This is a genomic window from Paractinoplanes maris, assembly GCF_023544465.1.
Lineage (GTDB): Bacteria > Actinomycetota > Actinomycetes > Mycobacteriales > Micromonosporaceae > Actinoplanes > Actinoplanes maris.
The window spans coordinates 429,476-452,905 of record NZ_JALPVL010000003.1 but is presented as its reverse complement, the minus strand read 5'-3'; the positions used below and the strand labels follow the sequence as shown (position 1 = coordinate 452,905).

24 protein-coding genes and 2 pseudogenes are annotated in these 23,430 nt (G+C 72.2%); 10 read left to right on the top strand and 16 right to left on the bottom strand.

Annotated elements, in window-relative coordinates; genetic code table 11:
- Positions 1-100: 100 nt before the first annotated feature.
- The 3 genes from NAG42_RS11235 to NAG42_RS11225 are packed head-to-tail and all read right to left on the bottom strand — an operon-like array spanning position 101 to position 3,089.
- Positions 101-1,375 (bottom strand): ABC transporter permease, encoded by a 1,275-nt coding sequence (locus tag NAG42_RS11235; RefSeq protein ID WP_250030143.1) that lies wholly within the window; start codon positions 1,373-1,375, stop codon positions 101-103.
- Positions 1,372-2,067, bottom strand: coding sequence for an ABC transporter ATP-binding protein (locus NAG42_RS11230; protein ID WP_250030142.1), 696 nt, complete (start codon positions 2,065-2,067; stop codon positions 1,372-1,374). The genes NAG42_RS11235 and NAG42_RS11230 overlap by 4 nt, the downstream gene beginning before the upstream one ends.
- Positions 2,064-3,089 (bottom strand): efflux RND transporter periplasmic adaptor subunit, encoded by a 1,026-nt coding sequence (locus tag NAG42_RS11225; protein ID WP_250030141.1) that lies wholly within the window; start codon positions 3,087-3,089, stop codon positions 2,064-2,066. The genes NAG42_RS11230 and NAG42_RS11225 overlap by 4 nt, the downstream gene beginning before the upstream one ends.
- 121 nt (positions 3,090-3,210) lie before the next feature.
- Between NAG42_RS11225 and NAG42_RS11220 the strand changes: the two genes are divergently transcribed.
- Entirely contained in the window at positions 3,211-4,800 is a 1,590-nt protein-coding gene (locus NAG42_RS11220; RefSeq protein ID WP_250030140.1) for a methyl-accepting chemotaxis protein, read from the top strand.
- Between the two features lie 28 nt (positions 4,801-4,828).
- On the opposite strand, the gene NAG42_RS11215 is transcribed toward NAG42_RS11220, so the two are convergent.
- The gene (locus tag NAG42_RS11215) at positions 4,829-5,083 is read right to left on the bottom strand and encodes a zinc ribbon domain-containing protein (protein WP_250030139.1); all 255 of its coding nucleotides are present in this window, start codon (positions 5,081-5,083) and stop codon (positions 4,829-4,831) included.
- A 92-nt stretch (positions 5,084-5,175) separates the two neighbouring features.
- Here NAG42_RS11215 and NAG42_RS11210 point away from each other — a divergent pair, with 92 nt between their 5' ends.
- Positions 5,176-5,562 carry an HPF/RaiA family ribosome-associated protein gene (locus NAG42_RS11210; protein ID WP_250030137.1) on the top strand — a complete coding sequence of 129 codons (387 nt, stop codon included), beginning with the start codon at positions 5,176-5,178 and terminating at the stop codon, positions 5,560-5,562.
- A 62-nt stretch (positions 5,563-5,624) separates the two neighbouring features.
- Here NAG42_RS11210 and NAG42_RS11205 read toward each other — a convergent pair whose 3' ends face one another.
- On the bottom strand, positions 5,625-6,248 hold the full coding sequence (locus tag NAG42_RS11205) for a response regulator (RefSeq protein ID WP_250030328.1): 624 nt from the start codon (positions 6,246-6,248) through the stop codon (positions 5,625-5,627).
- A gap of 20 nt (positions 6,249-6,268) precedes the next feature.
- Positions 6,269-8,203, bottom strand: a complete 1,935-nt coding sequence (locus NAG42_RS11200; RefSeq protein WP_250030136.1) for a sensor histidine kinase — start codon at positions 8,201-8,203, stop codon at positions 6,269-6,271.
- 93 nt (positions 8,204-8,296) lie between these two features.
- On the opposite strand from NAG42_RS11200, the gene NAG42_RS11195 reads away from it, so the two are divergent.
- The gene (locus NAG42_RS11195) at positions 8,297-9,367 is read left to right on the top strand and encodes a CPBP family intramembrane glutamic endopeptidase (protein ID WP_250030134.1); all 1,071 of its coding nucleotides are present in this window, start codon (positions 8,297-8,299) and stop codon (positions 9,365-9,367) included.
- A gap of 26 nt (positions 9,368-9,393) precedes the next feature.
- On the opposite strand, the gene NAG42_RS11190 is transcribed toward NAG42_RS11195, so the two are convergent.
- The 4 genes from NAG42_RS11190 to NAG42_RS11175 form a co-directional block, all read right to left on the bottom strand.
- Positions 9,394-11,295 carry a sugar phosphate isomerase/epimerase and 4-hydroxyphenylpyruvate domain-containing protein gene (locus NAG42_RS11190; protein WP_250030132.1) on the bottom strand — a complete coding sequence of 634 codons (1,902 nt, stop codon included), beginning with the start codon at positions 11,293-11,295 and terminating at the stop codon, positions 9,394-9,396.
- A gap of 342 nt (positions 11,296-11,637) precedes the next feature.
- Positions 11,638-12,225: a hypothetical protein gene (locus NAG42_RS11185; protein WP_250030130.1), complete on the bottom strand. Its 588-nt coding sequence runs from the start codon at positions 12,223-12,225 to the stop codon at positions 11,638-11,640.
- Positions 12,222-12,956 (bottom strand): hypothetical protein, encoded by a 735-nt coding sequence (locus NAG42_RS11180; protein WP_250030128.1) that lies wholly within the window; start codon positions 12,954-12,956, stop codon positions 12,222-12,224. The genes NAG42_RS11185 and NAG42_RS11180 overlap by 4 nt, the downstream gene beginning before the upstream one ends.
- Positions 12,950-13,639 (bottom strand): ABC transporter ATP-binding protein, encoded by a 690-nt coding sequence (locus tag NAG42_RS11175; protein ID WP_250030126.1) that lies wholly within the window; start codon positions 13,637-13,639, stop codon positions 12,950-12,952. Before NAG42_RS11175 ends, NAG42_RS11180 begins: the two co-directional genes overlap by 7 nt.
- A 98-nt stretch (positions 13,640-13,737) precedes the next feature.
- Here NAG42_RS11175 and NAG42_RS11170 point away from each other — a divergent pair, with 98 nt between their 5' ends.
- From NAG42_RS11170 to NAG42_RS11160, 3 genes are read left to right on the top strand one after another with little or no spacing between them, the layout of a single operon-like run.
- On the top strand, positions 13,738-14,589 hold the full coding sequence (locus NAG42_RS11170) for a sensor histidine kinase (RefSeq protein ID WP_250030124.1): 852 nt from the start codon (positions 13,738-13,740) through the stop codon (positions 14,587-14,589).
- The gene (locus tag NAG42_RS11165) at positions 14,586-15,293 is read left to right on the top strand and encodes a response regulator (RefSeq protein WP_308201137.1); all 708 of its coding nucleotides are present in this window, start codon (positions 14,586-14,588) and stop codon (positions 15,291-15,293) included. Before NAG42_RS11170 ends, NAG42_RS11165 begins: the two co-directional genes overlap by 4 nt.
- Positions 15,283-16,068 carry an SAM-dependent methyltransferase gene (locus NAG42_RS11160; RefSeq protein ID WP_308201136.1) on the top strand — a complete coding sequence of 262 codons (786 nt, stop codon included), beginning with the start codon at positions 15,283-15,285 and terminating at the stop codon, positions 16,066-16,068. Before NAG42_RS11165 ends, NAG42_RS11160 begins: the two co-directional genes overlap by 11 nt.
- Before the next feature lie 92 nt (positions 16,069-16,160).
- On the opposite strand, the pseudogene NAG42_RS11155 reads toward NAG42_RS11160, so the two are convergent.
- Both NAG42_RS11155 and NAG42_RS11150 read right to left on the bottom strand, forming a co-directional pair.
- Positions 16,161-16,379, bottom strand: a pseudogene (locus NAG42_RS11155) (helix-turn-helix domain-containing protein); the annotation flags it as partial.
- A gap of 46 nt (positions 16,380-16,425) precedes the next feature.
- Positions 16,426-16,977, bottom strand: coding sequence for a CGNR zinc finger domain-containing protein (locus NAG42_RS11150; RefSeq protein ID WP_250030122.1), 552 nt, complete (start codon positions 16,975-16,977; stop codon positions 16,426-16,428).
- 81 nt (positions 16,978-17,058) lie between these two features.
- On the opposite strand from NAG42_RS11150, the gene NAG42_RS11145 reads away from it, so the two are divergent.
- Positions 17,059-18,015: an EamA family transporter gene (locus NAG42_RS11145; RefSeq protein WP_250030120.1), complete on the top strand. Its 957-nt coding sequence runs from the start codon at positions 17,059-17,061 to the stop codon at positions 18,013-18,015.
- Between the two features lie 40 nt (positions 18,016-18,055).
- On the opposite strand, the gene NAG42_RS11140 is transcribed toward NAG42_RS11145, so the two are convergent.
- The 4 genes from NAG42_RS11140 to NAG42_RS11125 are packed head-to-tail and all read right to left on the bottom strand — an operon-like array spanning position 18,056 to position 21,458.
- Positions 18,056-19,189: a winged helix DNA-binding domain-containing protein gene (locus NAG42_RS11140; protein ID WP_250030119.1), complete on the bottom strand. Its 1,134-nt coding sequence runs from the start codon at positions 19,187-19,189 to the stop codon at positions 18,056-18,058.
- A 9-nt stretch (positions 19,190-19,198) separates the two neighbouring features.
- Positions 19,199-19,864, bottom strand: coding sequence for a response regulator transcription factor (locus tag NAG42_RS11135; protein ID WP_250030117.1), 666 nt, complete (start codon positions 19,862-19,864; stop codon positions 19,199-19,201).
- A complete protein-coding gene (locus tag NAG42_RS11130; protein WP_250030115.1) occupies positions 19,855-21,000 on the bottom strand; it encodes a sensor histidine kinase in 1,146 nt (381 codons plus the stop codon). Before NAG42_RS11130 ends, NAG42_RS11135 begins: the two co-directional genes overlap by 10 nt.
- On the bottom strand, positions 20,976-21,458 hold the full coding sequence (locus NAG42_RS11125) for a hypothetical protein (protein WP_250030113.1): 483 nt from the start codon (positions 21,456-21,458) through the stop codon (positions 20,976-20,978). The genes NAG42_RS11130 and NAG42_RS11125 overlap by 25 nt, the downstream gene beginning before the upstream one ends.
- Positions 21,459-21,638: 180 nt before the next feature.
- On the opposite strand from NAG42_RS11125, the gene NAG42_RS11120 reads away from it, so the two are divergent.
- The 3 genes and pseudogenes from NAG42_RS11120 to NAG42_RS11110 all read left to right on the top strand — a co-directional run.
- Positions 21,639-22,439, top strand: coding sequence for a CPBP family intramembrane glutamic endopeptidase (locus tag NAG42_RS11120; RefSeq protein WP_250030111.1), 801 nt, complete (start codon positions 21,639-21,641; stop codon positions 22,437-22,439).
- A 65-nt stretch (positions 22,440-22,504) separates the two neighbouring features.
- Complete coding sequence (locus NAG42_RS11115) at positions 22,505-23,155, top strand: DedA family protein (protein WP_250030109.1); 651 nt, start codon at positions 22,505-22,507, stop codon at positions 23,153-23,155.
- A gap of 36 nt (positions 23,156-23,191) precedes the next feature.
- Positions 23,192-23,428 (top strand): annotated as a pseudogene (locus tag NAG42_RS11110) (ArsR/SmtB family transcription factor); the annotation flags it as partial.
- Positions 23,429-23,430 lie beyond the last annotated feature (2 nt).

The window sequence follows — 23,430 nt, the reverse complement described above, 5'->3', positions numbered from 1 at the left end:
GCCCGGAGAGCCCCCAAGCCAGGGGGAGAGCTGTGGTAAAAGACCCAGCTGTTCTTGTCCTCCGACGTCCAGCGCAAGCGAGTCCAACCCACCGACCGGTTCAGGCCCGCATGACCGTCGCGATCGGAATGCCGGCTGCTCTCAACGCCGGAACGAATCCACCGAGCACCCCGGCGACAAGGCCCGCGATGATTCCGGCCACGCCGGCTTCCCACGGGAACTGGACGTCTCGTAGTAGCGGCTCGGAACTGCCGACAATCATCGACACCACCCGCAAGCCGGCCACGCTCACCCCGATCGCCGCGGCGGCGGTGAAGAGGCCGGTCAGTAATGTCTCGACCAGGACGATGCCGGCCAGCAGGAAGCGTGGCGTTCCCACTGCCCGGCGCAGGGCGAACTCCTCGACCCGTTCGCCCACGGTGGCCAGTCCCACGTTCAGGATGCCCGCCACGCCGATCAGCAGCACGAGCCCGGCCATCGCGAAGAACACCAACCGCATCAGGGTCAGTGTTTTCTCCTGCTCCTTGCGGGATTCCACGGTGAACGCGTACGGCTCGTTCCCCATGGCCTTGAGTTTGCTGGTCACCACCTGCTCGACCGGCGAGCCCGCGGTCATCATCAGGCGCAGCTCGCCGCTGGTGTTGGGGTCGGCCAGCTTCGAGGTCGGCAGCCAGTTGGTGAGCTCGTCCAGCCGTACGTAAGCGCGGGGTTGACCGTCGCCGTCGTCGACCACGCCGGTGAAGCGTGGTGTCACGTTGTTCGCCGCGCCGCCGACCCGCATCTCGGCCGGGACGTGGTGGCGGTCGAAGGCTTTGGCCGCCTCCATGTTGAGCACCAGCCGGGGCGCCAGCGCGGGGACCGTCGTGAAGTCGAGCCACCGGCCCGATTCCTGGCGGAACGGCCGGAACTTGCGGACGTCTCCGGTCAGCGCGGTCAACCGGAGTTCCACCGCTTCGCCTTCGGGGCCACCGATCGGCACGCAGCCGTTCTCGTCGCAGTTCATCGGCGGTCCCCAGTCCTCGTCGATCGGGGACCCACCCGGGTTGACCGGCAGGACGCCGGGTTCGCCGACGATGCCGTTGATGCCCAGCATCACCACCGCGTCGGAGCGGCCCTTGGCCGTGGTGGTCAGCACCTCGGCCGCCTGCTGCGAGGCCTGCATCTCCATCACGCGCGTGCCGTCGTAGCCGGCCGTCAGCTCCAGATCGGCCAGCAGAGCTCGTTCCGCGATGCTCGCCCCGGCCTGCACGACCACGACGGCCAGCACGCCCAGGAACAGGCTGATCATCGACAGCAGGGTGCGCAGCTTGCGGGCGCGGATGCCCTGGAGGCCGATGATCAGCGAGGACCGGAACCGGCCCGAGAAGCGCCTCATCGTGCCGCCACCCGTTCGTTCAGCACGCCGTCGATCAGGTCGTGGGTGCGGCCCATCCGCGCCGCGTGGTCGCGGTCGTGGGTCACCAGGATGAGGCCGCAGCCGCGCTGAGTGGCCGACAGCAGCGCGTCGATGACGAGCGTGCCGGTCTCGGTGTCGAGCGCGCCGGTCGGCTCGTCGGCCAGCAGAACCTTCGGATCCCGGACGAGGGCCCGGGCGATCGCCACCCGCTGCTGCTCGCCGCCGGACATCTTGGTCGGCCGGTTCTTCGCCAGGTGCGCGATACCCACCTGTTCGAGCGCCTCCATCACCCGCGTCCGGCGCTGCCGGCGCGGGTGCCAGCCCTGGCCGTTGACCAGTGCCATGGCTACGTTCTGGGCCGCCGTCAGGTGTTTCAGCAGAAAGAACCGCTGGAACACGAAACCGAAGTGGGAGCTGCGCAGCCGGGCCGCACGCCGCTCGGGCAGCCGGGCGATCTCCTGGCCGTCGAGCAGATAGCTGCCCGAGTCGGGCCGGTCGAACAGGCCGATCACGCTGAGCAGCGTGCTCTTGCCCGAGCCGGACCGGCCGACGATGGCCACGCTCTCTCCGGGGTGGACAGTCAAGCCGACACCGTCGAGGATCGTGCGGGGTTGCTCCTGACCCTTCAGGACCTTGGTGATGCCGCTGAGCTCGATCAGCGCCGTGGTCATCCGCCCACGCCCTTGCCGCCGTCGCCGCCGCTCTCGGCGCCGGGCGGGGCCGCGGGCAGGTCGGGTCCGGGTACGGCGACGGTCTCGTCACCCTTGAGGCCCGACTTGATCTGCACGACCTTGCCGTCGGTGAGGCCGAGCACCACGTCGACGGTCTTGCGCTGCTGGTCCGCCCCGACGATGTCGACCTTGCCCTTGCCCTGGGTGCCGGCCACCGCCTCGACCGGCAGCACCAGCACCTTGGACGCCTTGGCCGTCACCACCTGAAGGGTCACCTGGGCACCGTTGATGAGTTTGACGCTCGCCGGTGGGACGCAGACCAGCCGCATGCCGGTGGCCTCGGAACCGTCGGAGCCGCCGTTCTCCGCCGGCCCCTGCTCGACCGGCGTCTGCGGCACCGGCGCGCCCGAGGCGCCCGGCGCCGGGGTGGTCGGGACCGGCGGCGGAGGTTCGGGAATGGTGCCGGCGGGCAGGGCGGCGATGGTGCCGACGGCGGTGCAGGCGAACGGGCCCGGGCCGTTCTTGATCTGGGCGCGCACGTCGGTGATCGCGCCCGAGACCCGGTAGGCCTGCGCGCTGTCGATCTCGGCGACGATGCCGTACCCGGCGTGCTTGGCCGAGATGATCGGCATGCCTTCGGTCACGTCGGAGCGGTCGTCCATCAGCCGCCCGGCGAGGATCGAGTCCTTCGGGATCATCACCTTGCGCGGGTCGCCGTTGTCGTCCCAGATGGTCGCCACCCACTTGGGCCGCGCGGCCGCGGCCTTCGACGGCCTCTTGTCGAGGTAGCGCAACTCTCCGTCGACCGGCGCGACGATGCCGAAGACCGGGTTGATGGTGACCGAGCCGCCCAGGCTGATCTGGTTGCTCAGGTTCTGGCGCTTGGGCTTGACGGTGGTGAGCACCGTGCCCCGCGCTTCGAGACCGGGCGTCGTCGTGCTCTTCTCGGCCGAGTCACACCCGCAGAGGGCCGCGGCGATCAGTACGGCCGCTCCCGCTCCGGTCACCCTGCGTGTGCCCACGTGTACCCCTTATGTCCGACCGATCGGATCTCTCTGCGCGACCCGGCCGGGCAGAGGTTACAAGGCGCACGCAAGCGTCGATGTCCCAGCACCGCCGACCTGCGCGAAATACGTTGTGGTGATGGGAGACGTGCTCAAGAACCTGGGCGTGCGGACGAAGATCCTCGGCGCGGTCTGCGTGGCGATCCTCGTCGCGGTGATGGTCGGCGCGGTCGGGTTGAGCGCGTTGAGCACCTCGAGTGACTCGGCCGAGGAGATCTACGTCAGCAACGTGGCCGGGGTCAACGAGCTGGGCGACATCCGGACGTCGCTGGCCGAGGCCCGGATGGACGCCGCCAACTTCATGATCTCGGCCACCGCGACCCGCAAGGAGCAGTACCGCCAGGCCTTCGCGGCCGACTTCGCGGAGCTGCAGGCCTCACTGGCCGCGTATCGCACCAGCAACCCGGTGGTGGACGACGCCGCGATCGCCGAACTGGCCGACGACTTCGGCACCTTCCGGCGGATCGTCGAGGACCGCTTGTTCCCGGCGGGCCTGCGCAACGACCTCGACACCTGGCAGACCGTCCGGGACGCCGAGCTCGCGCCACTCATGCAAGAGGTTGAGGGCGACCTGATCGGCATGCGCACGGCCGAGAACGGCGACGCGAAGGCGAACGCGGCGGCCGCCCGGTCCGGCTACCACTCGAGCCGGACGGTGTCGCTGGTGCTGCTGATCGCCGGGGCGCTGCTCGCTCTGGCCCTCGGAGCACTGGTGGCCCGGCAGATCGTGCGCTCGATGGCCCGCGTCCGCCACGTGTGCGACGGCCTGGCCGAGGGCGATCTCACGCGTACGGCCGGTCTGATGTCGCGCGACGAGCCGGGCCGCATGGGTCAGGCGCTCGACTCCGCGGTGACCCGGCTCCGCGACACGGTGATGACCATCGACAGGTCGGCGACCGCGCTCGGCGGTGCGTCCGAGCGCCTGTCCGGCGTGGCCAGCGAGATCGCCGTGTCGGCCGAGGACTCGTCGACGCGGGCGCAGAGCGTGTCGGCCGCGGCCGAGCAGATCTCCCGGAGCGTCGACGCGGTCTCGGCCGGCAGCGACGAGATGGGCGCGGCGATCCGGGAGATCTCGCGCAACGCGGCCGAGGCGGCCCAGGTCGCCGGCGAGGCGGTCGGACTGGCCGCGGGCACGTCGGCCACGATGACCAAGCTCGGTGAGTCGTCGGCCGAGATCGGCAGCGTGATCAAGGTGATCACGGCGATCGCCGAGCAGACCAACCTGCTGGCCCTGAACGCCACCATCGAGGCGGCCCGGGCCGGTGAGACGGGCAAGGGGTTCGCCGTGGTGGCGGCCGAGGTCAAGGACCTGGCTCAGGAGACGGCCCGGGCCACCGAGGACATCTCGTCGCGGGTCGAGGCGATCCAGGCCGACACCGGCGGGGCGGTCACCGCGATCGAGCAGATCAGCCAGGTCATCGCGCGGATCAGCGACTTCCAGACCACGATCGCCTCAGCCGTCGAGGAACAGACCGCCACCACGGCTGAGATGAACCGCAGTGTGGGCGAGGCGGCCGCGGGCACCGGGCACATCTCCGGCACCATCGCCGGGGTGGCCGAGTCGGCCCGCCGCACGAGTGAGGGCATAACGCAGACCCGGCAGTCGACCGCCGAGCTGACCGCGATGTCGAGCGACCTGACCGCTCTGGTGTCGGCATTCCGGTACTGACCCCTCGGCCGGTCGACCACCCCCGGCGTCAGGCTGTGCGGACGCCGCCGCGCATCAGGCTCTCCGCCTCGCTCTTGCTGATCCGGTCGACCGAGCGGCACATCGGGTTGTGGCACTCCACCACATAGCGCGTGCGCACCTTGATCAGGGGGATGAAGAACAGGCTGAAGCGGGTCACCTCGCGGATCAGCAGCCGGCTGCCGTTCTGGCCGCACACCCGGCAGGGTCCGCCGACCCAGCCGAGCGCCTCAGGTTTGGTACGGAAACCGAAGATGAGGAACATGCGTCCCTGAGTACCCACGATCGGGCCGTTTGAGCCTCCTCGCCGCCGGGGAAGGAGGTCAAGGTCAGATTTTTCCGATTCGAGGAGATGTGATGAGTGCGGTGACAGATCCCGCCACCGTGGGCCAATGCCTACGGGTCGGCGCCGGTTTCTCGCAGGGCGACCTCAACTGGATCGCCGAGCAGTTCGCCACGCTCGATGCGCGCCTGGCCGGCTTCCACGCCGATTCGACCGAACTCGAGGTGTCGGTCAAGGATCGGGAAGCACGCGGTCAGAAGGTCACGCTGGAGTGCTGGATCGCCGGCCGTCAGAAGATCGTCACCACCTCGAGCGAGGAGGACCTGCACGCGGCGCTGAACGACGTCCGTGACGACCTGCGCCGCAAGCTGAACGACTCGAAGACCAAGCAGGAGCCGCGCCACAACCGCCACCTGCGGGAGCACGCGGAGCCTGACGAGGAACCGACGCTCGTCGAGTAACGAGGTCTCCGCGACAGCCCGGGCCGTTCACGGTCCGGGCTGTCGCCTTTCGGCGGGGGCGTCTATCGGGGCCGCGCCAGGCCGAGGTCGTAGGCCACGATCGTCGCCTGCACGCGGTCCCGGGCCCCCAGCTTGGGCAACAGCGCGTTGACGTGGGCCTTCACGGTGCCGGCGGTGATGCCGAGGACCTCGCCGATCTCGGCGTTCGAGCGGCCGGTGGCGATCTGGGTCAGCACGTCGCGTTCGCGCGGGGTCAGGCCGGTCAGCCGCGGGTCGTCGCCCCGGGCGGCGGTCACCGTGCCGGTGGCGAAGGCGTCGATCAGGCGCTTGGTGACGGCCGGGCTCAGCATCGCCTCACCCGAGGCCACCGTACGGATCGCGGCCACCAGCGAGGCCGGGTCGGCGTCCTTGAGCAGGAACCCCGACGCACCGGCCCGCAGCGCCGAGAAGACGTACGCGTCCTGGTGGAAGGTCGTCAGCACGATGACCCGTGGCGGATCGTCGCCCGCGGTGAGCTGCGCGGTGGCGGTGAGACCGTCCATGCCCGGCATACGCACGTCCATCAGCACGACGTCGGGGCGCTCGCGGGCGACCACGCGCAGGGCCTCGCCGCCGTCCGAGGCCTCGCCCACCACGTCGAGGTCGTCCTGCGAGGCGACGATCGCGCACAGCCCGGCCCGCACCATCGCCTGGTCGTCGACGACGATCACCCGGATCCCGATGACGGCACCTCCTCCCGTTGCTGCTGCGCCGGGCGCAGGCCGTCCAGCAGGCCCCGCATGGCCGCCAGCGCCGCGCGGGCCGCGTCGACCACCCCGTCCAGGTCATTCTGCCCGGCCGCCTCGGTGATCCGGGTGGCCGAGGCCAGCACCGAGGCCCGCAAGCCGGCGGCGACCCGCGCGCGTTCGTCGCGGGCGCGCTGCTCGGCATCGGCCGACACGACGGCGACGGCGCCTTCCTCACCGGCCCGGCGGCGCTCGCGGCGGCGCCGGGTGGCCCACCCGGCCAGCCAGGAACCGGCGAACGGGACCGCGAGGCCGAACCCGGTGCACCCGGCCAGGAACAGGAACAGGGCGACCGTCGCGGCCGGCGTCTCAGGCGGTGGACCGCCACCCTCGGTCTCCCCGGACACCGTGAGCAGGACGGCGAAGCTGACCGTGGCCGAGATCAGGCCGGCCACCGGGCCGATCCACGAGAGCTTCGGCCGTACGGCGTAGGCCGCCACCGCGTACGCCGCGGCGAAGTCGCTGCCGAAGCTGAACAGGAAGAGCCACGCGTCCTCGCCGGGCACCACGTCCACGGCCACCAGCAAGGTGCCGAGCCAGCCGGTCAGGGTCACCGCGATCAGCGCTGTCCACGGGCGCTGCCGTCGCCACAGCAGGGGAGCGGCGTGCGCGAGCACGGCCAGCAGGATCAGCGTGACCGCGGCGGGCGACACGTCGCTCTCCTCGACCAGGGCGGCCACCCCCGAGAGCGGCAGGAGCAGGACGAGCAGGGTCAACCCCGCATCGAGGACGAGTTGACTGCGCAGCCAGACCCGGAGCCGCGCGGGTGCCGCCACGGCCGGGAGCACCGCACGGACCTGCCAGCCTCCACCCGTACGGGGACCGGCCGTGACCGACCCGCCGAGCTCAGCCGCCCGCTCCCGCATGCCGGTGAGCCCGCGGCCCCCGCCGAGGCCCTCGATCGGCGTCGCGGAGCCGTCGTCCTCGACGACGAGGGTCACCCCCGTCTCGTCGTACGTCCGGGTGAGCCGGACCGTCGCGCCCGGCGCATAGCGCAGGGTGTTGGTCAGCGCCTCGCGGGCGATGCCGTGCAGCGCCTCGGCCTGGCCGGGCGGCGGGTCGCCGGTGACCTCGAGGTGCACCACCTGACCGAGCTGGCGGAAGTCATCGGCCAGGTCGGCCAGATCGGTCGCCTCGGGCGCCTGCGGCAGCACGGCGACCAGCTGGTGCAGCGAGGCGAGGGTCTCGCGGCCGGTGCGGGCGGCGAACTCGAGGGCGTCGGCCCGCAACTCGGGCTTGCCGAGGAACTGGGCGGCCGAGGCGTTCACCACGATCGAGGTGAGATGGTGCGCGGTGACGTCGTGCAACTCGCGGGCGAGGCGGCGCTGCTCGGCCGCGGCCGCGTCCCGCCGGGCGTGCTCGGCCTGCTCGAGCCGGTGGGCCGCCGCGTCCCGGTCGTCGAGCCAGCGCCGCCGCACCCGGCCGAACGCGACGACCAGCGCGTAGAAGGCGATCGAGACGAGGATGTCGAGCGGCTCGTCGTCCAGGACCAGGGCCGCCTGGACGGCCAGCAGACCGGCCACGACCAGCAGCGTGGTGCGGCGCGAGCTGCGCAGAGCCACGTGGAACAGGGCGATCGACTCGGCCGTCGAGAGCACCAGCAGGGCGTCGCCGGGAAAGAGATACTCCTGCTGCGGGGTCGCCCAGGTGCCGAGGGCCAGCCCGCCGGCGACCACGGCGACCGCGATGAGCGGCCGGCGGCGACGGAGCACGAGAGCGCCGCAGACGACGGCGGCGACCGCGGCGGCCGCCGCGGCTCGGGTGGGGTCGGCGCGGCTGAGCACGGGAGCGGGCCAGTAGGCGAACTGCGCGACCGCGAGCAGCGCGGGGACGATCCAACTCTTCCAGCGGGCCATGATGACCGCCACCCTATCTATGCCCTGGGGCAGGGGTCGGATTCCAGCCTCGGCCCGATTCGCCGGGCCGGCCGGATCGGCAGAATTCTGCTCATGGCTGCTCTCGAATATCACCGCCTCGCCCGGACCCCCGCTCACCGCTGGTGGCGGCCGGTCGTCGGCACCCTGTTCATCCTCGGCGCGGGCGCTGTCGTCGCGGTGTTCTCGTATCTGGTGGTCACCCTGGCGGCCGTCCTGGCCGGGCGACCGGACAATGTGGATGGACTGCCCAGCTTCGGTGCGCACGCCGACCTGGCGCTGGCGTTCCTGAGCATCGCGGCGCTGTTGCCGTTGACGTTGCTGGCGGCCCGGTGGATCCAGCGGCGCCCGGCCGGGACGCTGTCGTCGGTCACCGGGCGGCTGCGGTGGCGGTTCCTGCTGACACTGCTGCCGGTGGCACTGGTGGCGATCGTGGTGCTGATCGCGGGCGGGACGGCGCTGGCCACGATGACCGGTGTCGAGGACACCGGCCTGAGCGACCCGCTCGCCGGGTGGGGGCCGTTCGCGCTCACGATGCTCCTGCTGCTGCTCGTGGTGCCGCCGCAGGCCGCCGCCGAGGAGTATCTGACGCGGGGCTGGCTGCTGCAGGCGACGGGCACGTGGTTCCGGCGGCCGTGGGTGCCGATCGCCTTTCAGGCGCTCGTGTTCGCCGCGGCCCACGGGTGGGGCACGCCGTGGGGTTTCGCCGACCTGTTCCTGTTCGGCTGCGTCACCGGCTGGCTGACCGTCCGAACCGGTGGCCTGGAGGCGGCGATCGCTCTGCACGTGATGAACAACCTGGTCAGCGCGGGGCTGGCGGCGGCCTTCAACGCGCTCACCCTGACCGAGACCGCCGCCGACATGCCCTGGCAGATGTTCGCGGTCGACGTCGTGGTCCTCACGGCCTATGCCACCGTGGTCGCGAAGCTGGCCGAACGCCGTGGCCTGGCCACGCGCAGCCCCGAACTCGCGCCCTCGCTCGCGCCGTTGCCGTCGCTCGCGCCGTCGTTGTCGCCCGCGCTTCCGCCGTCGCCGTCGCCGTGGCCGTCGCCGTCGCCCTCGCCCTCGCCCTCGCCCTCGCCGGAGCTTGACGAGCCAGCGGCGGTCACGACGAGCCTCTCGCATCGCTCGACGCGGGACTCGTGACGAGGCCTGCCGCGCGGGGTCCGTCGCTACCCGGAGGTGGTTTCCAGGCGCTGGGCCCGGTGCGCGGCCATGCGTACCGGGTCGTTGGCGAAGCCGTACCCGCGGTAGTCGCCGATGCGCTGGACGATCTCGATGAAGACCCGGTGGCCGAGCACGGGCGTGAAGAGCTGGAGATACCGGCCGTGGTCGTCCTCGTCGTAGAGGGCGCCGAGCTTCCGGACAGACTCGCGCAGGTCAGGTGGCAGGTCCGTGCGGGCGTCGAGGTCGTCGTAGTAGTTCCCCGGGATGGGCACGGTGTCGATCGCCGCGGCGGTGCGGGCCAGGTCATCGGTGAGCAGGGTCAGGCTCTGCGGGTGGGGGACGGCCGGCGCCCAGTCGCCGCGGCGCAGCAGGGGAACACTGAGCGCGAGCCGGACCCGGCGATTGGCGTTGCGGATGGCGAGCGTGCGCACCAGCCCGAACGGCGCCGCGAACTCGCCGGCCTCGTCATCGGTCATGCCCAGCACGCTGCGATAGAAGAGCGCCGCCTCGTCATAGCGATCGAACGGCTGCGCGAGCGAGAGATGGTCGATGGCGGTGATCCCAGCCCCCGGTGCGGGGGCGACCCGCGTTCGCTCGTCGGCGCGTCCGTTCGTCGTTCCGGCTGCCGGATCGAGTGGTGCTCGGGTCGTCTCGCCGGTCGGGAGGAAGTCGTCCATCCACCCGTGGTCGCTACGGCAGAAGAACATCTCGGTGCCGTCGGGAGCGGCCACGGCGGTCAGATCCGCCTCGCTCTGTCGCCGGCGCCGGGGGAGCGGCCGGGCGAGCAGCTCGGCGGCGCGCTTCGCCGACGCGGCGGGGTCCGTGCTCTCCAACGCGAACGCCCGGATCGCCGCCTCCCCCTCGACCGCCCTGGGTGCGCCCGAGTTGAGCAGGATGCGCGCCGAGCCCTGCTCCCACAGCTGCACGGCCTTGGAACGATGCTGCCCGGTATGAGCGAAGCCGAGCGCCCGCAACAGATTCTCGAGCTCCGGCCCGGTAGCCGCGTCGACGCCGAGCTCGACGAACGCGATCCCGTCCAGTTCGGGCGCGGGCGTGAGCCCACCGAGCGTTTTGTGTGCCGGAGTGGGTGCTTGGCTCGGTGGGGGTGGCAGGGTGCCGGCCAGGGCTGTCAGGGAGCGGCGGGCGTCGACGGCTGTGCGATGGGGGTCGGCCTGGCGGAAGACGTCGTTGAAGACCTCCAAGGAGAGCGGGCCGGCGTAGCCGGCGGTGAGGACCGCGCGGGTGAAGCCGGGGAGGTCGAGGCGGCCCTGCAGCGGGAAGAGGCGGTGGTGGCGGCTCCACTGCAGGACGTCCATGTCGAGGCGGGGAGCGTCGGCCAGCTGGAGGAAGAAGATGCGGTCGCCCGGCAGGTGCGCGATCTGGTCGTACTCGTCGGTGCGGGAGAGGACGTGGAAGCTGTCCAGGCAGAGCCCGAGCGCCGGGTGCGCCGCGCGGCGCACGATCTCCCAGGAATGCTGCCAGGTCGAGACGAAACGGCCCCACGCCAGCGCCTCGTAGGCGATGCGCATGCCGCGCTCGGCGGCCAGCTCGGCCAGTCGCCGGAGCTGGGCGGCGGCGAGCTGGTCGTCGTCGATCGTGTCGGGCGCGACCGACGAGCAGATCAGGACGGTGCCGGCGCCGAGGCGTTCCATCAGGTCGAGCTTGGCCCGGAAACGCCGCTCGACGGCGGCGAACCGGGCCGGGGGAGCGGCCTCGGCGTCCCGGAACGGCTGGTAGAGGTCGATGGTGAGACCGAGGCCGGCCACCCGCCGGCGGATCTCCTCGGGGGAGCTGCTCGACGCGATCAGGTCGTTCTCGAAGATCTCGACGGCGTCGAACCCGGCCGCCGCGGCGGCGTCGAGACGATCGTCGAGCGTCCCGGAGAGGCAGACGGTCGCGATGCTCATGCGTGCCATGCTTTTCGCCTCCGCGTGGGGCCGAAGCCAACCTCGTCGGTCCGGGCATTGCTTATGTACGAACCAGTACGTTCACTCTAGGGCCGTGGGCCGAAGTCTCGCAACCGCACCGCTGGTCAGCCGCACGTCGGCTTGGAACCCGCCCTGCCATGAGCCCGTGACCCGGTAGGTCACTGAGCAGGCGGTCCTCGTGGAGTCGCCGGGGTGGTGCTGCCGATTCGGGACGGGTCGGCGTCCGCCATCCACACCCAGGCCTTGCCCTTCTCGAACGTTCCCAGCACGTCTTGTGACGGGCCCTTCCAGGACGCCGTACGCCCTACGGCACGAGGCCGCTCAGGCGTTGCGACGGCGGAGAACCACGGCAGCGACGAGAGTCGCAGCCAGCGGCCAGGCCGCGGCCGTGAGAGTCGCGCCCGGCGGCCAGACCTCGGCGGCCAGACCTGCATCGGGCAGCCAGGGCCCCGATCCGGGGAGACGGGCGCGCATCGCCGGCGAGGCGACGAGATAGATCGCCAGCCCCAAGGCCACCCCGGCCACGCTGCTCCGCAGCAGCGACCCCAGCGCGGCGCCGACCAGGGCCACGCCGACCAGGTAGGGCGAGCCCGCAGGAGCCGCGAGGGCCAGTGCGACCACGATCAAAGCCACCGCCTTGGCCGCGGCCAGCGTCCACCGCCGGGGAACAGCCAGCAACGTGGCCCGGATCTGACCGCCCGGCTCGTACTCCTGCGTCGCGGCGAGCACCCCGAACACCAGGAATCCGGCCTGCGTCCACCGCAACGCCGCCCGGATCGGGTCCTCCTGCGGTGCGACGCGACGGACCGCGAGGGCCAGGACCAGAGTGGCGGCCCAGGTGAGGGCGGCGGTCCACCGCAGCGACGGCAGCGTGATCAGCTTGCGCAGCTCGGCGTGCACGGCCGTCACGCCGGCCGCCGATGGAAGAGGTAGCCGGCCACTGCCAGCAGGGCGGCGACCCAGGCGGTCATCACCAGGCCGGCGGTGAGCGGCGCGATCCGTACGCCGGTCGCATCGCCCCGCAGGAACATGTGCGCGCCGACGATGTCGGGCAGGTAGGCGGCCCACGGGGTCAGCTTGGTCAGCAGATACGACACCGAGACGACCGTGCTGTTCACGATGAAGACGGTCAGAGTGATGACACCGTTGCGGAAGATCAGGGTCACGGCGTACGCGAGAAGGGCGAGCAACGTCCAGTAGAGAGCCGCCGCGGCGATCCGGTCGGGAGCGAACGGTGGCGCGTACTCAGGCAGCACCACCTCGGTCAGCAGCACCGCGGCCGAGGCGGTCAGTGCTCCCTGCACGGCGACGACCAGCGCCAGTGCCATTCCCTTGGCGACGAGCAGCCGCGTGCGCCGGGGCATGGCCAGCAATGTCGCCGTCATCTGGTGAGCGCCCGGCGAGTCGTCCCCGGTGGACGTGTATTCACTGCTGACCGTCACCACGCCCAGGATCAGCGCCCCCAGCAGGCCGATGCCGAGGTTCTCGTAACCCAGGTCGGCGATCTCGCCCGACTCGATGGCCCGCCGCACGCCGGGCGCGTTGACGAAGACCAGTGCGGGCGCGGCGATCAGTCCCAGGACCAGCCCCACCCAGGCGGTCGGCAGCCCGAACAATTTGCGGAGCTCCGCCCTCACCACGAGCCCGCACCCGCGCCGGTCAGCGACAGGAACGCCTGCTCCAGCGAATCGTGCTCGCCGGTGACCTCGGCCGTCGTGCCCCGGGCGACAACCCGCCCGTGGTTGATGACGACCACGTCGTCGACCGGGAAGTCGAGCAGATGGCTGGAGAGCAGCACTGTACGGCCCTCGCCCGCGCAGCGGCGCAGGAACTCGCGCATCCAGTGGATGCCGGCCGGATCGAGCCCGTTGAACGGCTCGTCCAGCACCAGCACCGGCGGATCACCGAGCAGGGCCGCGGCCAGCCCGAGCCGGCGGCTCATGCCCAGCGAGAACCGCCCGGCCCGCTTGCCGCCCGCCCCGGCCAGACCGACCACGTCGAGCACCTCGCCGACCCTGCCCCGGGGCAGGCCGTTGCTCGCCGCCAGCCAGCGCAGATGGGCCCGGGCCGTACGGGCCCGATGGGCTCCGCTGCCGTCGAGCAACGCCCCGACGACCGTCAGCGGGCGCGGCCACGACGCGTACGCCCGGTTGTTGATCAGGGCCGTGCCGCCCGCCGCCCGGTCGAGGCCGAGCAGGATGCGCACGGTCGAGGTCTTGCCCGCGCCGTTGGGGCCGAGGAAGCCGGTGACCCGGCCGGGACGGGCCACGAAGGACACCTCGTGCAGGATTCCGGGACGGCTCACCCGGTCGATCGAGATCATGCGACGAGTCAACCGGAGTGCGCGGCCGGAGTCGTCGGACCACGATCCGATAAACCGGCGGCGCCTCGGACCCAGGTCGGAGAACTACAGTCGGCGGCATGCGCGAGAGCCTCCGTCCGACCAGGCGATCCCGGGCCGTCCCGGTGCTCCTGACGGTCGGCGTCGTCACGTTCGTGGCGATGGTGACCGGCGGGGCCCGGGGCCCGGCGGCGACGATCGTCCCGGCGGTCCTGGCCGGGGGCGCGCTGACCGCCGCCGTCTGGGCCGTCCAGCGCTGGCGGGCCGATCGCCGGGCCTACGAGGAGCGACTGACGGCCTGGGCCGCCGCCGAGGCGGTCCAGACCGAGCGCCTCAAGATCGCCCGTGATCTGCACGACGTCGTGTCCCACGGGCTCGGCCTGATCACCGTGCGCGCCGCCTCGACCCGCCACCTCGAGAAACCGCCGGAGGTGGGCGCCGCGCTGACCGACATCGAGGAGGCCAGCCGGGGCGCCACCGCGGAGCTGCGCCGCATGCTCACCGTCCTGAGAGAGACCGGGGGGCAGGCGCCGCTGGCCCCGGTCGACGATCTCAGTGTGCTGCCCGCCATCGTCCGCGCCGCCGAGAACGCCGGCGTCCGCCCGGAACTCAGCGTGACCGAGCTGGGCGCTGTGTCACCCGGCGTGCAGGTGGCCATCTGCCAGACCGTACGGGAGGCATTGAGCAACACCGCCCGGCACGCCGGCCCGACCGATGTCCGCGTCGTCGTCCGCCGCGACGCCGAGGTCCTGATCGTCTCGGTCGCCGACGCCGGGCCCGCTCCCGGCTGGCATCAGGCGCCGGGGGCCGGGCACGGACTGGCCGGCCTGCACGAGCGCGTCAACGCCCTGGGTGGCACCCTGGCCACCCGCCACAAGGACGGCGGCTTCCAGCTCACCGCCCGCATCCCCGACGAGGTGCCCGCCCCGTGACCCCCGTCCGCGTCCTGCTCGTCGACGACCAGCCGCTGCTCCGGCACAGCCTCGCGATGATCATCGAGAAGGAAGCCGACCTCGAGGTGGTCGGACAGGCCGGTGACGGCGCCGAGGCCGAGCGGCAGGCGCGAGCCACCCGGCCCGACGTGATCCTGATGGACGTCCGCATGCCCCACGTCGACGGTCTCGAGGCGACCCGCCGGATCTGCGCCGACCCGGCTCTCGACGGCGCCAAGGTGCTGGTGCTCAGCATGTTCGAGCTGGACGAGTACGTGCATGACGCGCTGCGGGCCGGGGCCTCGGGCTTCCTGCTCAAGGACGCCCACCCGGAGGAGCTCCTGGCCGCCGTCCGGCGCACCCACCGGGGCGAGTCGCTGTTCGCACCGTCGATCCTGACCCGGCTGATCGACCATTTCGTGTCCGCTCCCGGCCCGGGCCGTGACCGGCCCACGCTGCGCGGTCTCACCGCCCGCGAGATCGACGTGCTCGCGCTGGTCGGCGCCGGCCTGTCCAACGACGAGATCGCCGGGGCGCTGGTCGTCTCGGTCAAGACCGTCAAGACGCACCTGACCCACCTGCTGGCCAAGCTGCGGGCCCGGGACCGGGCCCAGCTGGTGATCGCCGCGTACGACGCCGGGCTGGTCCGTCCGCGGGTTGCACCGCCCACTGTCCACCCGGGACACTGTCGCCGTGACCGATGATCTGTCGACCAAGCTCAATGTCGAGGTGCCGCACTCCGCCCGGGTCTGGAACTACTGGCTCGGTGGCAAGGACAACTTCGCCGCCGACCGCGCCGTCGGTGACCAGGTCAAGGCGGTGTTCCCCGAGATCGTCGACGCCGCCCGCCAGACCCGGGCCTTCCTCGGCCGCGCGGTCACCTATCTCGCCGCCGAGCGCGGCGTCCGCCAGTTCCTCGACGTCGGCACCGGACTGCCCACGGTGGCCAACACCCACGAGGTCGCCCAGCACCTCGCGCCCGACGCCCGGATCGTCTACGTCGACAACGACCCGCTCGTGCTCAGCCACGCCCGGGCGCTCCTGACCAGCACGCCCGAGGGTGTCACGACGTACATCGACGAGGACCTGAAGGACGCGACCGCCGTGATCGACGAGGCGAAGCGGACGCTCGACCTCACGCGGCCGGTCGCACTGATGATGCTCGGCGTGATGGGCCACGTGCAGGATCCGGCCGAGGCTCGAGCCATCGTGCGGGCGCTGGTCGCCGAGCTGCCGTCCGGCAGTTTCCTGGCGATGTCCGACGGCACCGCCACAAGCGAGCGCGTGATCGAGTCGCACCGGCAGTACAACGAGAGCGGCGCCGTCCCCTATCACCTGCGCGAGGTCGCCGACTTCACCGCCTTCTTCGACGGCCTCGAGCTGGTCGAGCCCGGCGTCGTCCCGATCCCCGAGTGGCGGCCGGCCACCGACGACAAGATCGTCGTCGACGGATACGCCGCGGTGGCGCGCAAACCCTAGGCGGCGAGCTGGAAATCCGTCCGGCGGAGCTGGACCCGCGTGGTCGCCTGGCGGGCGATCTCGAAGCGGTGCAGGCGCGGCTGCTGGGGTGCTAGGTCGTGCAGCACCGCGGCCAGCAGGTCGGTCATCGTGATGCCGAGCGCGCGGCAGATGGCCGCGAGCATCTCGGACGACGGCTCCTTGCGGCCGCGCTCGACCTCGGAGAGGTGCCCGATCGACATGCCGACCGCGTCGGCCACCTCGCGCAGCGTGCGCCGCTGGCCCAGTCGTGTGCGACGCAAGACCCGGCCGATGAGCTCTCGCAGCATCATGAAACGACCCTAGCGCCTGCGCGGTGGCCCCGCCGACCCGCCGCGCTCAAGCACCCGCCTGGCGCTCCCGGAAAGCGATCATGTTCATCCGGTTGCCGCAGCGCACCGTGCAGAACCGCTTGGACCCGTTGCGCGAGAGGTCGAGCACCAGCCCCTCGCAGTCGTCGGCCTCGCAGATGCGCAGCCGGCCCATCTCGTTCATCCGGATCACGTCGGTCAGCGCCAGCGCCACCTCGGCCCGGATCCGCTCGGCCAGCGGTGCGTCGGGCGAGGTCGCGTGCATGTGCCAGTCGAGCGAGTCGTGCCGGGCCAGGAACGGCAGCGCCTTCGCCTCGCGCAGCATCCGGTTGACCACCTCGACCGCGTCGTCGCGCTCCAGGACCCAGACCGATCGGAGCAGCGTACGGGTCTCGCGCACGTCGTCGAGCTCGGCTTGGTCGTGGTCGATGCGGCCCGTGTACGTGAACCGCGTCAGCATCGCGGCCAGCTGCTCGACGGTGGCGAGCTCGTCGGCACCGCTGCGCGAGCTGTCCGGCGACGTGTTGGCCAGCGCCACCACGAAGTCCAGCGACTCCACCGTGTCAGGGGCAAAAAGCAATTTGACTCCTCACTGGGACCGGCCTAGCGTCAGGACTGTAAGCAATTTAGCTCATGACAGCAGCAGGTGAACGGAGGCGAAATGAAGACCAAACACGTCGGCCTGGCCGCGATGACCCTGTCTGCCATCTCGTTCGGCACGTCAGGTGCGTTCATCAAGCCACTCCTCGAGGCCGGCTGGTCCCCGGCCGCCGCCGTCACCGTACGCGCCCTGACCGGCAGCATCGTGCTCCTGCCGTTCGTGCTGTTCGCCCTGCGCGGCCGCTGGTCGGCCCTGTGGCGGGCCCGCTGGCGGGTGCTCGGCATGGGTCTGATCGCGGTCGCGTTCACCCAGCTCGCCTATTTCGCGGCGATCGCCCGCGTCCCGGTCTCGACGGCGCTGCTGATCGAATATCAGGCGCCGCTCCTGCTCGTCCTGTGGGCCTGGGCCACCACCCGGCGGATGCCCCGGCCCATGGTGCTGCTCGGCTCGGTGCTCGCCGTCGGCGGTCTCATGCTGGTGATCGGCCCCGGTGCCCTGCAGGCGGTCGACCCGCTGGGGCTGGTGTTCGCCCTCGCCGCCGCGGTCGGCTGCGCCGTGTATTTCGTGGTCGCCGCCCGCCCGGCCGACGGACTGCCGCCGGTCGCCCTGGCCGGCTCCGGTCTGCTGCTCGGCGGCCTGACGCTGGGGCTGCTCGGCCTGACCGGAGCCCTGCCGCTCGAGACCGTCGGCGGCGACGTCCCGATGCTCGGCGGCACCGCGCCCTGGTGGGTCCCGCTGGGTGTCGTGGCCATCGCGGGCACGGCCATCGCGTACGCCACCGGGATCGCCGGCTCGTCCCGGCTGGGCTCGCGCCTGGCGTCGTTCCTGGGCCTGCTCGAGGTCGTCTTCGCCTCGATCTTCGCCTGGCTCGTGCTGGGCGAGGCGCTGACCCCGCTGCAAATTCTCGGCGGCGCCCTCATCCTGGCCGGCATCGCCTCGATCCCCTCCGAGTCCACGGACCCCGACGTGGCCCTGGACCCGGACCCGAATCCGGCGGTCGTCCCCGTCGCGGGCTGACCGGGCAGGAGGCCGCGTCCGCGGAGGGACCACCCGATGGTCAGGCGTGCGGGCCCACTGTCACTGCGCCGACGGTGAGGGTGGGGGTCGCGCCGAGGATGTGGCCCAGTCGCTCGACCTCGGCTTTCAGCGCGGTCGTCGGGACGTCGGAGACCGGCTCGACCGTGACGTGGACGCGGGGGCCGGAGCGACGCTGGTGCCAGACCCCGGCCGCCCGGCCGTCGACCAGGAGGACGGGGTAGTTGCCGGCCTGGCCACGGTTGAGCGCCCGATCGAAGGCGGCGCCGGGGAAGGTCTCGCTGCGGGGGTGCGCGCCCACGGCGTACGCGTCGAAGTAGGGCAGCAGGCGGACGCTCGGCGAAGCCGCCGGCGCGGGGAAGGTGTCGTCGCCGGCCAGCAGCCATGTCCGCGCGCCGTCGATCGTCACCGGTTGGAGGTCGAGTGAACCGAAGACCTTGGTGATGAACGGTGGGGGAGCGGCCAGCCAGCGGGCCACCTCGGCCGGTGTCGCCGGGCCGTACGACCACAGGTAGCGCCGGATCAGCTCGCGCAGCGCCGGCTCGGGCTCCCACGGCCTGGACTCCGGCGCCCACACCGCGGGACTGGTGTAGGTGACCTTGCGACCCCGCTGCGGCCCGAAGCACAGCACACCCTGAGTCAGAGGCGAGCCGACGATCTGCCGCCACCGCGGCCACCACGTCTGGAACGCGGGCATGACCAGGTCGCCCGCCCACGAACCGGCCCGCGCGACCACGGCGGCCGACAGCTCGTCCACTGTCAGGCAGTCGCCGGCGGTTCGCAGGGCGTCGTCCAGCGCCGCCACGACGCGGGCATTCTGCTCCGGGGTCATCCGGACGTCGGCTGCGAACGGCGTCGAGTGCGGCAGCGCGGCCAGCGCCCCGGTCCACAGGCCCAGATCGCGGGCCGGCAGCAGGTGCACCGTGCCGCGCGGCCCGAAGGTCTTGACCAGCGTCCGGTCCGTCCACAGCGCGTCGTGCACGTCCGCCCGGGTCGCCTCGGGCAGGCGCATCGCCACCGACACCTCGCCCGCGGACATGACCTGGGCGTGGGCGCCGCACATCGCCGCGACGACGGCGGCCGGGCTGTCGCCGGGCGACGCCAGGTGGTTGCGGGCGACCCGCCGGGCGATGACCGAGGACCAGGTCGGCGACATGAGACGACGCTAGCCGCGATTGCGGCCGGTTTCCGGCCGCAGGAACAACAGGACGGCCAGCACCCGCCGCGACTCCGCGCCGGTGGCGGGCAGTCCCAGCTTGCCGAAGACGCTCGACACGTATTTCTCCACCGCCCGCAGCGTCAGGTGGAGCCGGTCGGCGATGCCCTGGTTGGAGTGGCCGCTCGCCATCAGCTCGAGCACGTCGCGCTCGCGGGGAGTCAGCGCCGCCAGCGGATCGTCCGGACGCCGCCGCCCGACCAGCGACGACACGATGATCGGGTCGACCGCCGTGCCGCCCCCGGCCACCCGGCGCACGGCCCCGACGAACTCGGCGACCTCGCCGATCCGATCTTTCAGCAGGTAGCCGGCCCCGGCCGCCGAGTCGGCGAACAGCGTCATGGCGAGCGCCGGCTCGACGTGCTGGGAGAGCATCAGGACGGCCGTGCCCGGGTGGTCGGCGCGGATCGTCAGCGCCGCTTGCAGGCCCTCGTCGGTGTGCGTCGGTGGCATCCGGATGTCGACCACCGCGACCTCCGGCGTCAGCGAGGCGACCGCGCTGAGCAGAGATGAGGCGTCACCGCAGCGGGCCACGACGTCGAAGCCCGCGTCGGCCAGCAACCGGGCCAGCCCCTCGCGCAGCAGCACGCTGTCCTCGGCGATCACTACCCGCACGGCACCTCCGCCCGCACCCTGGTCCCGCCGCCGTCCGGACTCCACACGCGCAGTGTGCCGCCGAGGGCCTCGACCCGGTCGGCCAGCCCGCGCAGCCCGCTGCCCTGGCCGCTGTCGGCCCCGCCCGTCCCGTCGTCGGCCACCTCCACCACCAGCGCCGGCCCGGCCCGCGAGATCTCGACCGAAGCACGGGAAGCTCCGGCGTGCCGCCCCACATTGGTCAGGCTCTCGCACACCACGTAATAGGCCGCGACCTCGACCGGCTCGGGCAGCCGCCCGTCGATGCCCACGCTGAGCCGCACCGGCACCACGGCCTGCGCCGCCACCGACTCGAGGGCCACGGCGAGACCGTGCCCGCTCAGCACGGCCGGATAGAGGCCGTGAGCCAGGTCGCGCAACTCGGACAGCGACGTCGCCACCTCCGCCCGCGCCTCCCGCAGGGCCAGGCCGGCCGTCGGGTCGCCGGTGAGCCGGGACTCCAGCAGGCTCAGCCGCAGCGACAGCCCGACCAGGCGCTGCTGGGCGCCGTCGTGCAGGTCGCGCTCGAGGCGGCGGCGTTCCTGACGGCCCGCCTCGAGCACGCGGGCGCGCGAGGCTCGGACCTCGGCCAGCCCGGCCCGCAGCTCGGCTCGCAACCGGCCGTTGTCGATGGCGATCTCGACCGCCGCCACCACGGCCCGCAGGAGGCCCGGCTCGACGGCCGGGTGGTGGTCGAGTGCCGCCACCGGCTCACCGTCGCGCCGGATCAATGTCGCCGACGGCGGCAGCGTCCGCGGCGAACCGTCGTGGTCGACCCAGTTGCGGTATTGCGGCAGCCAGTAGAGCAACGAGACGGTCGGGTCGCGCAACGCCTGGGCCAGAGCCGGCGTCAGGTCGTCGGGCTCGGCCCGCAACGCCACCACCAGCTCACTCACCGAGGCCTGGGCCAGGCGCGCGTCGAGCAGCCCGGCCAGGAAAGCCACCGGGGCCAGCCCCAGGACAGCCAGCGTCACCCGTTGCACCAGCGTGAACCCGGCCGCGACGAACAGCCCCATGACCAGCAGCACGGCCAGCGCGACCAGCCCCAGCGCGAACAAGCCGACCAGCCACCGCACGGCCCGGCGCTCGCTGCTCAGCCGGTCGGCCAGAAGGCCCACCCGGCCAGCAGCAACCCGCTCAGGACGACCAGCTCGACCGCGTGCAGCCCGTCGGCGAGCTCCGGCACGTCGGCCACGACGAGCAGGTTGTCCTCCCCGAAGCCGCCCAGCAGCATCACCGTCAACTGCAGACCGACCGAGGCCGCGTACGCCAGGAGGACCAGCGGCCGGGCCGGGCCCCGCAGCCGGCCGTCGGGGAACGCCAGGAACACGTGCAGGAACAGCGCCACGACGAGCAGGTCGAGCGCCTGGCCGACGGTGTAAAGCACCGGGTCGGCCGACCAGGCGAGATTGGACAGCGCGGCCCCGAAGCCGACCAGCACCATCAGCCGCCCGAACCCGCTGCCGGGGCGCCGCCGCCACGCGAGGAGCCCACAGAACACGTACGCCAGAAGGATCCACACGAACAGGCCGGCCGACGCGAGATGGCCGCTCGGCCGGGCGAGGACGATCGACATCGCCGCTGCGAGGAGGGCGGCGACGGCCACACTCACCAGCAGCGTCGGGCTGGGGACCGATCGCTCTTCGATGCGAGCAGGATAGGCCGGTCGGCCGCCGGGGAACATGCCAGAAACCCGCCCTGTGGACAACGGGTGAGCACGGTGTTCCCGGGAAGCCGGGGCGACGACCGTGAGGGCATGACAACATTCGCCGCGGCGATCCGCCGCCACCCGCTCGTCACGTTCTTCGTCCTGGCCTTCGCGATCGGCTGGTCGCCGTGGCCGTTCGGCATCGAGGACACCGCCATGCTGCCGTGCGCGCCGCTGGTCGCCGCGCTCATCGTCGCGGCCGTCACCGGCACCCTGCGCGACCTCGGCAGCCGGATGATCCGCTGGCGCGTCCCGTGGTACTGCTACGTCGCCGCGGTGGCCCTGCCCCTGCTCGTCATCTTTGCCACCGCGGCCATCCACGGCGGCGCCTCCTGGAACCTCGCCTGGGCCGACATCACCATCCTGTTCGCTCTGCGGTGGATCAACCCACTCGACGGCCCGCTCGGCGAGGAGCCCGGCTGGCGTGGTTTCGCCCTGCCCCGGCTGGACACCCGCTTCGCGCCGCTGCTCTCGGCGGCCGTGCTCGGGGTGCTCGCGGCGATCTGGCACCTGCCCCTGGTCGTCTCGGGACAGGGCAACCGGGTCGGCTGGGCCGGCCTGCTCACCACCTTCGTCATCACGTTCGTGTACTGCTGGCTCTTCCGCCGCTCGAACGGCAGCGTGCTCCTGGTCATGCTCTTCCACGTGGTCCAGGGCACCATTACGACCGAGACCTTCGGGTACGAGGGACGGGACATCGACAGCGTGCTGACCCTCGGCCTCTACGCCTGGGTCGTGATCGCGGCCGCCCTGATCGTGTTCGACCGCGACGCCTGGCGGCCCGCGCCGCGCGATCTCGGTGCGCGCCCGGCCGATCAGGTCCTGACCACCCCGATCGTGCAACGGTGAACCTCAGGGGTAACTAGGGGTATGGCCGGATGGTTCGGTGAGCACGGGATTGACAGGCTGATCCCGTGCTCACCGATGTGTTGAACGCCGCCACCGCCTTCGTCGACTGGCTGTCCACTCTCGACAGGTGGACGGTGCTGGTCTTCACGTTCCTGTCCGCCGCCGTCGAGATGACCTTCCTGGCCGGGCTGCTCGTGCCGGGCGAGTCGGTGGTCATGCTGGCCGGGTCGCTGCCCGACGGGCCGGCCGGGTTCGCCGCCGTCCTGGCCGTGGGCACGGCCGGTGCGCTGGCCGGGCAGATGGCCGGTTATGCGGTGGGCCGCGTCTTCGGGCCCCGGCTGCGCTCGACCCGGCTGGGCCGCCGCATCGGCGCCGCCCGTTTCGACCGGGCCGAGGCCTACCTGCGTGACCGGGGAGCCCCCGCGCTGGTGGCGGTCCGCTTCGTGGCCGTCGTGCACGCGGTCGTCCCGATCGTGGCCGGCGTCGTGCGCATGCCGTTCGGCCGGTTCGTCCTCTGGTCGGGTCTCGGCACCATGCTGTGGGTCGGTGCCTTCGCCGGGGTGGGCCTGTTGACCGCGGGCGCCGACGCCACCGACGGCCTGGGCCTGCTCCTGACCGCCGTCGGCGCCACCTGCCTCGGCGTGGTGCCGATCGCGGCCCGCCGCCTTCGCCGCCTTCGCCGCCCGCGCCGCTCGTCCGTGGCCCTGGCCGCCTGAGCACGACAGTCGTCATTCGGTCACCCGGCGACAGCCGGCGAGCTCGCGGAGGCCCTTCCGATCTCCCGCCCGGGGGTGTCCCGGCACCTGCGGGTGCCGCGGGAGGTGGGACTGGTCGGCGTACGCCAGGATGCGCAGCGCCGCATCTACGCCCTGCGGCCGGAGGCGCTGGTCGAGGTGGATCAGTGGCTGGAGCCGTACCGGGCGCTCTGGCGGAATCGACTGGACGCCCTGCACACGGAGATCGCCCGAGGAAAGAAGGAGCGAAAGTGAAG

What these genes read in the sequence shown, in the direction of transcription:
- NAG42_RS11120 (WP_250030111.1), top strand. Translation starts at nt 21,639, where the DNA reads ATGACAACATTCGCCGCGGCGATCCGCCGCCACCCGCTCGTCACGTTC.
- NAG42_RS11220 (WP_250030140.1), top strand. Translation starts at nt 3,211, where the DNA reads ATGGGAGACGTGCTCAAGAACCTGGGCGTGCGGACGAAGATCCTCGGC.
- NAG42_RS11190 (WP_250030132.1), bottom strand. Translation starts at nt 11,295, where the DNA reads ATGAGCATCGCGACCGTCTGCCTCTCCGGGACGCTCGACGATCGTCTC.
- NAG42_RS11195 (WP_250030134.1), top strand. Translation starts at nt 8,297, where the DNA reads ATGGCTGCTCTCGAATATCACCGCCTCGCCCGGACCCCCGCTCACCGC.
- NAG42_RS11230 (WP_250030142.1), bottom strand. Translation starts at nt 2,067, where the DNA reads ATGACCACGGCGCTGATCGAGCTCAGCGGCATCACCAAGGTCCTGAAG.
- NAG42_RS11210 (WP_250030137.1), top strand. Translation starts at nt 5,176, where the DNA reads ATGAGTGCGGTGACAGATCCCGCCACCGTGGGCCAATGCCTACGGGTC.
- NAG42_RS11215 (WP_250030139.1), bottom strand. Translation starts at nt 5,083, where the DNA reads ATGTTCCTCATCTTCGGTTTCCGTACCAAACCTGAGGCGCTCGGCTGG.
- NAG42_RS11200 (WP_250030136.1), bottom strand. Translation starts at nt 8,203, where the DNA reads ATGGCCCGCTGGAAGAGTTGGATCGTCCCCGCGCTGCTCGCGGTCGCG.
- NAG42_RS11145 (WP_250030120.1), top strand. Translation starts at nt 17,059, where the DNA reads ATGAAGACCAAACACGTCGGCCTGGCCGCGATGACCCTGTCTGCCATC.
- NAG42_RS11175 (WP_250030126.1), bottom strand. Translation starts at nt 13,639, where the DNA reads ATGATCTCGATCGACCGGGTGAGCCGTCCCGGAATCCTGCACGAGGTG.
- NAG42_RS11205 (WP_250030328.1), bottom strand. Translation starts at nt 6,248, where the DNA reads ATGGTGCGGGCCGGGCTGTGCGCGATCGTCGCCTCGCAGGACGACCTC.
- NAG42_RS11125 (WP_250030113.1), bottom strand. Translation starts at nt 21,458, where the DNA reads ATGTCGATCGTCCTCGCCCGGCCGAGCGGCCATCTCGCGTCGGCCGGC.
- NAG42_RS11140 (WP_250030119.1), bottom strand. Translation starts at nt 19,189, where the DNA reads ATGTCGCCGACCTGGTCCTCGGTCATCGCCCGGCGGGTCGCCCGCAAC.
- NAG42_RS11170 (WP_250030124.1), top strand. Translation starts at nt 13,738, where the DNA reads ATGCGCGAGAGCCTCCGTCCGACCAGGCGATCCCGGGCCGTCCCGGTG.
- NAG42_RS11235 (WP_250030143.1), bottom strand. Translation starts at nt 1,375, where the DNA reads ATGAGGCGCTTCTCGGGCCGGTTCCGGTCCTCGCTGATCATCGGCCTC.